General features: G+C 56.9%; 11 protein-coding genes. 4 read left to right on the top strand and 7 right to left on the bottom strand.

The genetic code is table 11. The features are described from left to right. Positions 1–74: 74 nt before the first annotated feature. From JNB88_RS27480 to JNB88_RS27465, 4 genes are read right to left on the bottom strand one after another with little or no spacing between them, the layout of a single operon-like run. A complete protein-coding gene (locus JNB88_RS27480) occupies positions 75–1,211 on the bottom strand; it encodes a CgeB family protein (protein ID WP_220358215.1) in 1,137 nt (378 codons plus the stop codon). A 2-nt stretch (positions 1,212–1,213) separates the two neighbouring features. Continuing rightward, the gene (locus JNB88_RS27475) at positions 1,214–2,326 is read right to left on the bottom strand and encodes a glycosyltransferase family 4 protein (protein ID WP_220358214.1); all 1,113 of its coding nucleotides are present in this window, start codon (positions 2,324–2,326) and stop codon (positions 1,214–1,216) included. After that, a complete protein-coding gene (locus JNB88_RS27470; protein WP_220358213.1) occupies positions 2,323–4,362 on the bottom strand; it encodes an NAD-dependent epimerase/dehydratase family protein in 2,040 nt (679 codons plus the stop codon). The genes JNB88_RS27475 and JNB88_RS27470 overlap by 4 nt, the downstream gene beginning before the upstream one ends. Next, positions 4,359–5,465, bottom strand: a complete 1,107-nt coding sequence (locus JNB88_RS27465; RefSeq protein WP_220358212.1) for an NAD-dependent epimerase/dehydratase family protein — start codon at positions 5,463–5,465, stop codon at positions 4,359–4,361. Before JNB88_RS27465 ends, JNB88_RS27470 begins: the two co-directional genes overlap by 4 nt. 316 nt (positions 5,466–5,781) lie before the next feature. On the opposite strand from JNB88_RS27465, the gene JNB88_RS27460 reads away from it, so the two are divergent. From JNB88_RS27460 to JNB88_RS27450, 3 genes are read left to right on the top strand one after another with little or no spacing between them, the layout of a single operon-like run. Beyond that, on the top strand, positions 5,782–7,164 hold the full coding sequence (locus JNB88_RS27460) for a UDP-glucose dehydrogenase family protein (RefSeq protein WP_220358211.1): 1,383 nt from the start codon (positions 5,782–5,784) through the stop codon (positions 7,162–7,164). A gap of 22 nt (positions 7,165–7,186) precedes the next feature. Next, the gene (locus JNB88_RS27455; protein ID WP_220358210.1) at positions 7,187–8,173 is read left to right on the top strand and encodes an MDR/zinc-dependent alcohol dehydrogenase-like family protein; all 987 of its coding nucleotides are present in this window, start codon (positions 7,187–7,189) and stop codon (positions 8,171–8,173) included. Beyond that, complete coding sequence (locus JNB88_RS27450; RefSeq protein ID WP_220358209.1) at positions 8,173–9,228, top strand: Gfo/Idh/MocA family protein; 1,056 nt, start codon at positions 8,173–8,175, stop codon at positions 9,226–9,228. The genes JNB88_RS27455 and JNB88_RS27450 overlap by 1 nt, the downstream gene beginning before the upstream one ends. A 372-nt stretch (positions 9,229–9,600) precedes the next feature. Here the strand turns inward: JNB88_RS27450 and JNB88_RS27445 are convergent, their stop codons facing one another. Both JNB88_RS27445 and JNB88_RS27440 read right to left on the bottom strand, forming a co-directional pair. Continuing rightward, the gene (locus tag JNB88_RS27445; RefSeq protein ID WP_220358270.1) at positions 9,601–10,146 is read right to left on the bottom strand and encodes a DUF1003 domain-containing protein; all 546 of its coding nucleotides are present in this window, start codon (positions 10,144–10,146) and stop codon (positions 9,601–9,603) included. A gap of 45 nt (positions 10,147–10,191) precedes the next feature. Then, positions 10,192–10,455 carry a hypothetical protein gene (locus tag JNB88_RS27440; RefSeq protein WP_220358208.1) on the bottom strand — a complete coding sequence of 88 codons (264 nt, stop codon included), beginning with the start codon at positions 10,453–10,455 and terminating at the stop codon, positions 10,192–10,194. Positions 10,456–10,837: 382 nt separating this feature from the next. On the opposite strand from JNB88_RS27440, the gene JNB88_RS27435 reads away from it, so the two are divergent. After that, entirely contained in the window at positions 10,838–11,662 is an 825-nt protein-coding gene (locus JNB88_RS27435; protein WP_220358207.1) for a manganese catalase family protein, read from the top strand. Positions 11,663–11,710: 48 nt separating this feature from the next. Here the strand turns inward: JNB88_RS27435 and JNB88_RS27430 are convergent, their stop codons facing one another. Beyond that, positions 11,711–11,980, bottom strand: coding sequence for a hypothetical protein (locus JNB88_RS27430; protein ID WP_220358206.1), 270 nt, complete (start codon positions 11,978–11,980; stop codon positions 11,711–11,713). Positions 11,981–12,143: the final 163 nt, after the last annotated feature.

Here is a 12,143-nt window from a genome sequence, read left to right as displayed (position 1 = left end):
CGATTGACAGAGGAGCTGATACGTTACGCAGATTGAAGATTGTCCCAGTGACATGTGGATGATCGTTGGAAGGCCTAAGCATGATTTGACGACCTCCCGAGAGACAAGTTTTCCGTCACACGCTTAGTGCCGCACTCAGCGAGGATGGAGAGGAGTTCATCCACACGATGTGAACAGGTGTGGCGGGCTAGAATGGTATCCCGGCCGGAGCGCGCAAGCGAGGCGGCGAAATCGCGGTCTGAGAGGATGTCGCGAAGGCACGCCTTCATTTCCTCTCCATTTCGAGCGACCAGGTAGTCCTCGCCGGTGCGGAACAGGTGCTCCGCGTCATTCCATGGCGCCGAGATGAGCGGAATACCGCAGGCCAACGCTTCGAACGGGCGGATGGTCGGTATGCCCGGCAGGTTCTCGACGTAAGGTCGGCGCGGGACATGTATAGTCACCTTGTGCTGGGCAAAGGCGTAGGGAACACGCCGATTGGCAATCCAGCCGCCAAAAGCGATGCCAGCCTCGTTCAACGCGCGCAACGCGTGCTCGGGATAGCGCACCCCGTGGACCAATGTCTGCAGCTGCAGGTCCATGGCAGGCTTTATGAGGAACTCCATGAGTTCAGAGGAGCGTTCATCGTCGCCCCAGTTGCCAACCCAGATGAGATCACCAGTCTTCTGAACGTCCGGCATCGGCTTGAATATGCTGGTATCTGCAGCCTCGTGCCAGGTGAACACCGTTTCACCCCACCCCGCGCGGAGGTAACGCTGGCGGAGTGTCTCCCCAAACGCGAGGATCCCATCGTACTTCTGCAGCTCCAAAGCCGCGATATCGCGCTCTGAGGACACGGCTCTATGGTGCGTATCATGGAAGAAGAGAGTGAAGGTGCCGCCACTGGATCTTATCCGACCTATCTCTGCAACGAGCGCAGGATCGGTCCACTCATGAACCACCACTACATCGGCATGAGCTAGGCTGGCCTCGTGATCATGGTCGGGACCATAGACTTCCGCGCGAAGGTCGGCGAATGCAGTGGCGAAATCCGCCAGCGCTGCGTCTCCCTGGTCCTGAAGGAGATTTTTCCTGCTCCAGGCATCAACTGGTTCAAAAGCTACCGCTTCATGACCTCGGCGGATGAGGTCACGCATTATCCCGCGAAGGAAATGTGCGTTGCCGTGGTTCCAGTCCGATACAAGTGAATGGGTGTAGAAGACGAACCTCATGATTACTCCGCGGCTGAACGCGTCGGATCGCGCTGAAGCAGTCCCGAATAAAGATCTGCCATTGCCCTGGCCTGTGAACCGGGATCAAAACGGCGCGACCGCTCTGCTGCCTTAAGAACGAGTTCGGCTCGCAACTGCGGGTCCTCGACCAGTTGGTTCACTGCTGCGGCAATGGCCGTGCTGTCGGTCGGGTCGGCAAAGATCGCTGCGTCCCGCCAAAGCTCGTGGTAGGTCGGGATGTCTGCAAGCACCAGAGCAGCATGTGATCTCGCGGCCTCTAGAGGCGCGAGACCGAATGGCTCGTAGATGGACGGCGAGACGAATATCGCAGCACGTCGCATGAGTGACAAGATATCCTGATGAGCCTGCTCGCCGAGGTGTTTGGCATGCCTGATCATGAGGTGCTGCCCGTTAGGACCGTTGTTTGCGCCAGCCATGATCACAGGCCAGATGATCTCCTTAGCTGCCTCGTCTAAAACCCCACCATTCTTGCCGTCATCCCACCACCGCCCGGCGGCAAGGACAAAATCGTCCTTCGACTTGGCTGCTGGTGCCGTGCGGCTGGAATTGTAAACCACGTGAAGTCCCCTGATCTGACCATAGGCATGCTGCAGCATCGCAGCGTGGCTATGGCTCGGGGCCAATGCGATATCAGCCCGGTCGAATCCGCGGCGATTGAGAGCCTTGTGCCACCGCCAATCCTGCGGAAGGTCCTGCCTGCGTACGCCTGCAAACCATGTCGCAACGCAAGAGTGGGACATTGCCGCCACAGGTCGCTCTGTCACCAGCCCATCGGCCTGCGATGGCAAGTTGAGATGGACAAGATCCACATGCTCCTGCCGGCAAAGCTGCCCAAGCCGAGGAGCTACACCAGCCAGCTCACTCTCGCGCTGAACCATCCAGTCAAGCGGTTCATCAATCCAGCGCAGCGTTCCTAGCTTGCTTGCCTCTTGTATCTGCCTGGCAGAAGGTTGTGGCCCGAGGCCCGCAAACACAAAGGTAAAGCCAAGGGGATCGAGCGCTGCAGCTAGATCCATTGCATAGCGCCACACGCCGCCAACGGCATCGACTGTTATGAGCACCCGTGCTGCTCTTGGCGACTTGGACCGGTTCATGCCAATACCTTCTGTTTTTCCAAAGCAACCGAACCGTCACCCAGTCGGTTTTGCACGAGCCAATCCGCAAGGTGCCGAATGCCTTTTCGCCAGTGAACCTCGGCCTTCCAGCCAAGCTCTTTTTCCAGTCCTCGGGTGTCAGCGACGAAGAAGTATTGATCGCCTCGACGCCAATCGCCGAACTGCGTTTGGAGCGGCCGACCGATCAGCGTTTCGATTTCACGTAACACGCTCAGGATGCTCACAGTGTTGTGCGGTCCGCCACCGAGATTGAATGCGCGGCCGTTAACGCTGCCGATTGAGCTGAGCAAAGCGCGGTAGGCAGCCACAGCATCGTCCACGTGCAAGATGTCCCTAACCTGCTTGCCGTTACCGTAGATGGAGATATTCTGTCCAAGGAGTGCTCTGATCAGGAAATGCGCCACCCAGCCCTGGTCCTCAGTGCCGAATTGGCGCGGACCGTAGATACAGCTCATTCGAAGAACAGCTGCCGGCAGGTCAAAGGATTTGGCGTAGTCCAGCACATATTGATCGGCAACACCCTTGGAGCAGCCATAAGGCGTGCAGAAATTGATGGGGCGGTCTTCACCAATCCCGTAATCGCGGATTTTACGGTCTGAAGGGACATACCTATCTCCCATCTCCAGCATCTGGATATCCTCAAGAGCGCCGTAAACCTTGTTGGTGCTCGCGAAGATAACCGGAGCTCTCTTTTCAGATTTGCGCACCGCTTCGAGAACATTGATGGTACCGCGGGCGTTTGTTTCGAAGTCATCGATCGGGTGTACGAGACTGGCAGTAACAGCCGTCTGAGCAGCGAAATGAAAAACAGCTTTGGCGTCGGCAAACGCTGCTTCTATGCTGCGTAGATCTCTTACGTCGGCCAAAACCGGATGGACACGAGGCCCATAGTGCTCCGTGAGCCACGCCAGGTTCTGGTCGACACCCGAGCGTCCAAGATTGTCGAGGATGATTACATCCTCCCCATCCTCCAGGTAGCTCCTGGCAACATTGGAACCGATAAAGCCGCTTCCCCCAGTCACGACGATCGGTGCGGCCCCGGTTGCTACATGGGGTGTTGCCAGACTGGCGACCCGCTCCAGCCTTTCGACCCCGCCCTCAAGCAGCAACCGAGCCAGAAGCTTCGGCTGGTTATCATGGGTGACGGCGCCGAGGTGATAATGACGCGGATCGAACCACAGCCCTTCTTGCACGGGCACGTCGGGCGCCACGTCCTGCCAGGAGTACCAGTACATCCTGTCCGCCTTCACCTTGAGCGCCTTCATAAAACGCCGGGCCTGCTCCATTTCGTCGCTGCGCCAGGTGGAGTAGCCTGTTTCGGTTATCCATATCTGCGCCTGCGGATTGAAGCGGTCCAATATCTTACGCATCTCGCCCAGATGCATGTCCCAGCCACCCCAAGTCCCTTCCTCGCTGTCCCAGGTCCCTGGGAAGCCGTGGAAGCCCACAGCGTCGACGACGCCAAGCACTCCCCGCTCACCCATGAGGTTCAACCAGTATGGATCGAAGGGGCATGGCCCACCGAGAACGGGTTTGAAGCCACGGTGCTTCGCCCAGTACGCAGCCCCGCCCACCATTTCCGAAAACAGGAGAAAATCGGCGTCGTCGCGCCAATCCCAATCGAGAAGATTATTTGGTTCGTTCCAAAGCTCGATGTGGCTAAAGCTCCGGCCATAACGCGTCAGGACATGATCGACGAAATCGGCGTAGGCCTTTAGCTCACGAGGAGCACCGGAGGCGCGTCCGGTTCGCGACATGGACGGCGGCGTGTAATGGATGCAAGGCAGGAGGTCGATATCCCTCCCCAGACGGGGAATCAGCCAATCAAACCATTCTGAACCACCCGGAGCGAGGTACTCCGCCCAAGACAGATGGGTTCGAAGGTAGGTCGCACCACTTGCCAGAATGTCGGGAAGAAGCTGCTCGGCGCGGTCGTACTCGCCGGGCCGAAACCACTCCACGAAACCATAAGACCTTTTCGTCCATTGTGCGCCGGCTGAAGCGGATGAACTCATGATACCAATCCCCGATCTTCCAATTGCCGCTTCATTTCCGCGCCGCGGTCGATCGCACCAGTCGTTCGCACCCAGTGCGCAAAGGGACCGAGTGAATTTTCGAGACGATGCTGCGGCTCAAAGCCCAGAAGCTCGCGTGCTTTCGCGATATCTGCGAAGCAGTTTCTGATATCGCCTGAGCGAGCTCTATTCATTATGTCGGGAGCGATGTTTGGAACGGCCATAGCGTCGGCGAGCAACGTAGCAACTTGCGTGATCGTATAGGCTTGACCGCTTCCTACGTTGATCACATGGCCGGACGCCGCAGGCTTTTCGAGCGCCAGGCGAAAACCGCGGGCAACGTCACGGACGTGAACGAAATCACGGCGCTGTCGACCGTCTTCGAAGATCATCGGAGGCTGGCCATTCGCAAGGCGCGAAGCAAAATTAGCAAGGACGCCCGTATAGGGATTGGACAAAGCCTGGCCCGCACCGAAGACATTGAACAGACGGAGCGCCACAGCTTCGACGCCATAAGCTTCACCAAATAAAAGGACCTGCCTTTCCTGCGAATATTTGGTGAGGGCATAGATTGAAGCGAGATCAACAGGCTTGTCCTCGTCAGTCGGGACGGCAACAAGGTCCTCTCCATCAGGTCCAGTCGCATCCCATCGGCCGGCCTTGATCTGAGCCGCGCCACGTCGCACGAGATCAAGAGACGTGCCATCTTTTCTTTGATATCGTCCTTCGCCATAGACGCTCATGGATGAAGCCACGACAATTCTTTTTATATTCCTGCCGATCATAGCTTCCAAGAGCACAGCCGTTCCGAGGTCGTTGCCGCCGACGTAGCGCGCGATCTCATACATCGACTGCCCAACGCCAACCTCGGCTGCCAAATGAATCACGCCGTCGACATTCTGGAGCGCCTCTTCTACCAGCGCCTTATCTCGAACGTCTCCACGCACGACCTCTGCCGAACCAGGCACCGGAACGTCCGAGCCCGCGTGGACCTGTTCGATCATGGCATCGAGGATGCGAACGCTATAACCATGGTCCAGCAGCTCTTCCGTGACGTGTCGGCCTATAAAGCCGCATCCACCGGTCACCAAAATCTTTGCCATGAAGACCCCATTGTTGCTGACGTTTACCTGTCCAATGGTGCCCGAACCACACCGGCTCGCAAAAGTTCCTGCTTGTATGACTTCTTTGAAGACATCATTGACATCATCAATGAGATCAACCGCCTAGTGAGGCGCGCCGTCGGGCGTTCGCGTCGCTAAACCTCAATAGTCTCAATGCTCTAGATCCACCTTCTTGGAATTTTGATCCCTGTGCCAGACGGGTTTAGGGACAAACTCGCTCAACATTCATCCGGAACTCTTGTCGTCCATTCTAGTTCGGCCGACGAACAATTCCTGTAGTCGGAGACCTCGGACAATGAATGTAGTGATGATCGGTGCTGGCTATGTCGGTCTGACGACCGGCACGTGCTTTGCTTCGTTAGGTTGCAATGTTTGCTGCGTCGACCTCAACGAGGAACGCATCCGAAATCTCAAGCATGGGCAGATCCCAATCTTCGAGCCGGGGCTCGGTGAGTTGGTTGCACAAATGACGGCTGCCGGCAGGCTCGATTTCTCGACAGACCTCGCTGCCGCTGTCAAATCAGCCGACTTTATCTTCATCGCAGTTGGAACACCTGCACGCGCAGATGGGGACATCGATCTCTCCTATGTCGAAGCCGCCGCGCGCCAGATCGGTCGCTTCATCCCGGACGAAGCCATCGTCGTCATCAAATCAACCGTCGTCGCCGGCACCGCTAGAGCCATTGGGCAAATTCTCAAGTCGGCAAAAGGCGGTCGAAATGTTTACGTTGCGTCGAACCCGGAGTTTCTGAGGGAAGGCTCGGCTATCGATGACTTCATGAAAGCTGACCGCATTGTTGTTGGCTCAGACGAGCCAGCTACGGCAGCAGCGATGCGCGAGCTATATCGCCCGTTGATCGAGATGGGCATCCCGTTTATCAGCACAACCACGACCGACGCAGAACTGATCAAATACGCGGCCAATGCATTTCTTGCGTTGAAGATCGGGTTCATCAACGAAGTTGCAAATATTTGCGAAAACGCAGGAGGCAACGTCACTACCGTTGCACAGGGGGTCGGCGCCGACAGGCGGATTGGCCAAAACTTCCTGCAACCGGGGCCTGGGTTCGGCGGGTCGTGTTTTCCGAAGGACACCCGCGCATTCGCGGCTACGGGAAGGCGCTATGGTGCTCCGCAGACATTAATCGAAAGGCTGATCGAGGGGAACGAAGAGCGCAAGGCGATGCTTGCGGATCGTATCCTGGCAGTTCTGACAGAGAAAAGGCGGAGCCGGGTCGCCATACTGGGCATGGCCTTTAAGGCGCAAACAGACGACGTACGCGAGTCTGCCGCGCTAACAGTCGTGTCGGCCTTGACGAAGGCAGGAGTCGAAGTTCGAGGGCACGACCCAAAGGCGCGGGGACCGGCGCAAAGCGTCTTGGGTACAGAGGTAATCTGGCATGAGGATCCTTATGCTGCGGCTCACGGAGCAGACGTCGTGGCCATATTGACAGAATGGGATGACTACCGTGCTCTCGATCTCAAAAGGTTGGCCGACTTGATGAATGGGAAGCACCTGTTCGACTATCGCAACCTCCTGTGCCCAGAGAGCGTAACGCGGCATGGCCTTTTCTATCATGGCATTGGTCGTCCCTTAGTCAAACCACCGTTAGACGACCGGCGGAAAAGCGCGGGGGGGAGCCACCTGTGGGCTGACGTGGCGGCTTCTCCAATTTGAAATAGCGGCACTGGAGGATCAAATGAATATTTCAAATCAACCTCTATCAGGACGTCTAACCGCTGCAGTCATTCCTGCCCCCGGGCAGATCGACATTGTGGAGACGTCGCTTCGACTGCCAGATGCAGGGCAGGTTCGCATCAAGCTCGAGGGATGCGGCGTATGCGCATCAAACCTCACACCTTGGGCCGGACCGGAGTGGATGCAATTTCCGACCGAACCTGGAGGTCTTGGTCATGAGGGATGGGGCCGGATCGACGCAGTCGGAGAGGGCGTCAAGGGATTATCGATCGGAGCTCGTGTGGCGGCCCTTACCTATCACGCTTACGCCAGCCATGATTTTGCCTCAGCCGACATGGTCGTGCCTCTGCCACCCGCTCTGGAAGAGAAGCCATTTCCTGGTGAACCGCTTGGTTGCGCCATGAACATCTTCAAGCGTTGCGATATTGAACCCGGCAAGACGGTCGCCATCATCGGCATTGGTTTTCTTGGAGCACTGTTAACCCAACTTGCGGCTCGCGCAGGCGCACGGGTCATCGCGATTTCGCGACGTCGCCAAGCGCTCGAAGTGGCCAAGCGTATGGGCGCATCAGAGGCAATTGTGATGGATGACCATTGGCGCATCATCGAAGAAGTAAAAAAATTGACGGCTGGTGACTTCTGTCATCGCGTAATCGAGGCGGTAGGCAAACAATGGCCGATTGATCTAGCTGCCGAATTGACTATGGAACGCGGCCGCCTGGTCATAGCAGGGTATCACCAGGATGGTTCCCGGCAAGTCAATATGCAGCTGTGGAATTGGCGCGGTATCGATGTAATCAACGCTCATGAGCGGGATCCAGCTGTCTACATCAAAGGCATGCGCGATGCCGTCGCTGCCGTGATCGAAGGCAGGCTTGATCCGTTTCCTCTTTATACGCATCGCTATCCTTTGGAGCAGCTTGATCAGGCTTTGAATGCTACGCGCGATCGTCCCGACAACTTCATTAAAGCACTGGTGGTCAACTGATGAGCGGCATAGCCCTTCAACATGCGTCCAGCATCTCTTCCAGGCCGACACGCCTTGGCTTTCTCGGCGTAGGCTGGATCGGTCGTAATAGGATGGAAGCTATGCTTGCGACCGGGCATTGTGAGGCTGTGGTCATTGCCGAACCTTCGACAGACATGATGACTGCCGCAGCGAAGGTAGCACCTTCCGCCAGATTCGTTGGTACCTTGGATGAACTCCTTACCGAGGATCTCGATGGGGTCGTGATTGCGACGCCCAGTGCACAGCACGCGGAGCAATCAATAAGGGCGCTGCATGCCGGCCGCGCAGTGTTCTGTCAGAAACCGCTAGGACGCAATACTGTGGAAGTGAAGGCAGTCCTCGCAGCGGCAAAAGCTGCCAACAAACTTCTCGGCGTGGATCTGTCCTATCGCCATACCGAGGGCATGAGGCGCATCAAGCAGCTGCTCAAGGCGGGGGATCTCGGCAATGTCATGGCGATCGACCTGACGTTCCACAATGCGTACGGCCCGGACAAACCCTGGTTTTATGATCGCCTGCAATCGGGAGGAGGATGTGTAATTGATCTTGGCGTCCACCTTATCGATCTGGCGCTTTGGGCAATGGACTTCCCAAAGATCATTGCGGTCTCCAGCCATTTGATGGAGCAGGGAAAGCGGGTATCCCAAGACCGAGACCATGTCGAGGACTACGCTGTTGCGACACTTAAGCTCGCCAGCGGTACCATTGTCCGCCTCGCGTGTTCATGGCGCCTTAATGCGGGATGCGACTGCGTTATCGACGCGAGCTTCTACGGAACCGGAGGTGGCGCAGCCCTGCGCAATATCGACGGCTCTTTCTACAATTTTGTTGCTCATCGCTTCAAGGGCACCACTCACGAGCAGCTCGCGCAGCCGCCGGATGATTGGGGTGGACGCGCCGCGATTGCGTGGGCACAGCAGCTAAAAAAAAGTAGCGAATTTGATCCTGCTGCGGAAGGACTGGTCGCTGTTTCGCAGGCAATTGACCTTATTTACCAGAGTGGCAGCATGACTGGGGAACCCACAGGACAATAGACTTACGGCTTGCCTCTCGGGACCGCGCGTTGTGTCCTGTGGTCAGCCAAGACACGAAGAGTGGCCGGAATGCCGAGGCAACGTATTGAAGATAAGAAAAATCCCGCCTCTTTGAACGGTTTGGTGCTGAGAAGCAACCTGCCCCCATGGATCATCATGGCGCTGCGAAAAGGTAGAATAAAGCGGATGAATGTCCTAGCCACATTGAGTGACGAACAACTAATGGAAATTCCTGGTATCGGATACCGATCCGTTACTCTGATACGGCAAGAACTGAGGCGTCTTTCCGCGCTGCAAGATCGCCATACGCCTGGCGGCTCAAGCTCCTGATCTGATACCAACTGGCCCCCGATATGTAGCGCCCATTTGCAGTCATTTATCCGATACCTCAAGGTGATCCAGCACTGCCTCAGGCGCGACATCCTTCTTCAGCTCGGTCACTTCACCATCTGCTTCAGTTGAAACCTCCAACTTCCGCGCAATGGCCTCCACCATAGTTATCAGACGTGTCGTCTCATGCTCATTTAGCAGGCTGACTTGCAGGTCGAGGTCAGCACGGAGATCATCTTCAGCCGCCATTCGGTTCTGGTTGATCAGTACGAACGTCGAGAGGAAGATTGCCTCGACCGATGCCTGCATTGCGAGGATTACCAGCGAAGGATCCCAGGGCGGCAGCCACGGGATGAGACCCAGATTTGCAGTGATCCAAAGGGTGTAAAAGGCAATGTGTATGTACACAAAAAGCATCGAGCCCGCGAAGCGGCTGATTGCAGCCGCGGCGCGCTCCTGTAGGCTGGCGCTTTCCTGCGTCCGTTGACGACGCCGGGCTATGGCTTCGATATTACGGGCTAGCGCGGGGTTCAAACCATCAGCAGCAGCAGTTGTGGGGCTATCGTCGCCACTTCCCGCTCTTGCCATGGTGGTCACTCCTTCGCCCCTCGATGACGGTTACAACCTGCACATTCAATCCCGCTCGATGAACTTGTTGAAGCGACTTTGCTCACCGTTTTTGGTTTTGTCCTGGTAAAGAAAGGCGAGCTTGTTTTCGTCAAAGATCTGGAAAAACTCATCCCAATCGAGCTCCTCGAATTCCTCTTCCTTCTCACCAAAGTCGATTCGAAGCACGCCGCCCTTTCCCTTCGTGCGGATGACCGACGGTTTGCCATCGCGCGCTTCAATCCACTCTTGGATAGTTTTGTGGTTCGTGGTCGTTTCGGAACTGGACATCGTTTTTCCTTCCCATCATTGGGCTATCAAGCCCGCTGGTCTTCTCCACTCTTGCGTCTCTAACTAAAGTGCCTCGCTGAGGTTCCGATCTGATTTGCCCTAGCTGCATCACCTCCGCTGGAAAGGAGACGGCTCCCTTGCGAGGGCACGCGGTGAGGCGGTTGGTGCAAGGGCTGGAAACCAGCTCGTGCGGAGCCCACCGCGGCGGACGGCGTAGCTCAACGAAAGGTGCCTCTCGCTAGCAAACTGCGCGTGCTCCCGCCGGGGATCCCTGCTCGACCTGTTGCGCCGATTGTGCGCAATCGTACGAGAATCCTACCCGCGGGAACATCGCTAGCGTGTGGAGGTTGTGCGGCCTCCAATCTCAAAAAAGGAAGACTCGATGTTTTACACTGATGGAAAGCTACAGTTTCCTGTGCGCGTGGAAACGCCTGACCCGTTGTTCGCACGGGCTCTACAGCAGGCAATCGGAGGGGTCGAAGGCGAGATTCGCGTTGCCATGCAATATTTCTTCCAGGCGTGCGGCGCCCGCGGCGACCCCAAGTTTCGCGACTTGCTAATGAATACAGCGGCCGAAGAGCTAGGCCATATCGAGATGCTGGCTACCGCCGTAGCACTCAATCTGGAAGGCGCTCCGGTCTCGATCAAGGAAGAGGTCGCAGCCGACCCCGTTGCGAGCGCGGTACTTGGCGGGCTCAATATGAAAAACCTCTTGTCAGCAGGCCTCTCCGCGATGCCAGTCGACTCCGACGGTATCCCATTTAACATGTCTCACATTTATGCGAGCGGAAATATTGCCGCCGACATGACTGCAAACGTCACAGCCGAATCCACCGGCCGCGTTTTGGCAGTGCGACTGTTCAATTTGACGAACGATCCAGGCATGAAGGAAATGCTTTCCTATCTGATCGCCCGGGACACGATGCACCAGAACCAGTGGCTGGCAGCGCTTGAGGAACTGGGCGGTTCGAGCGGCGTCTTCCCCATTCCGAATAGTTTTCCGCAGGAGAAGGAATTGCAGGAGTTTAGCTACGCTTATCTTGGCTTCCAAGCCGATGGTTCCTCCCCCGTTCCCGGCCGCTGGTCGGAAGGCCGCTCCGTCGACGGCAAGGGAACTCTTTCAACGCTATCGCTAGAGCCAATGGGGGAAAAGCCGGATCTCGGTCCCGCGAAACCCGGTAGCGGCGCGCAGAGCGAGCAGCTGTAATTGGCGGCAGGGGGCGGCCCGGTGACGGCCGACCCCTGCACAACCAGTTCAGTAGCTTAGGCGACCCCAGCGATCATCCCATTCAACGTCTTCCACAAGCTCCACCCAGATGACGCCGTCGCGCCGATGTGTGTCGGCGATTGCGAACGCAGCATGCGGCTCCATTTCTTCACCAGGAAAAATCGCATCATGCTCACCCGGGTCGGCTACAGTCCGAACGAAGCCACGTATCTTCCCCCCGGACCGATAGAACTTTATTATCAGGTCGCCCTTTTCTGGCAGCCCCTCGTAAAAGCGCTTATACTCCGTCACAGTCATGTTCATGCTCCTCTTCGCAGCAGTTTGACGAGCTGAAGCAACGCCTACCAAAACGATCAGACAAATGTTCCCATGTTTGGCCGCTACACCTTAGTCAGGAAAGGCTGCTCATCCCCTCCTCCACGTCGGCGCAGGCCACAGCCTTTTGCTTTTGTGCGCGATG

Source organism: Rhizobium cauense, assembly GCF_019511525.1.
GTDB classification, from domain to species: Bacteria; Pseudomonadota; Alphaproteobacteria; order Rhizobiales; family Rhizobiaceae; genus Rhizobium; species Rhizobium cauense.
Note: the sequence above shows the minus strand (reverse complement) of the source record. Positions and strands in the feature narration are given on the sequence as shown.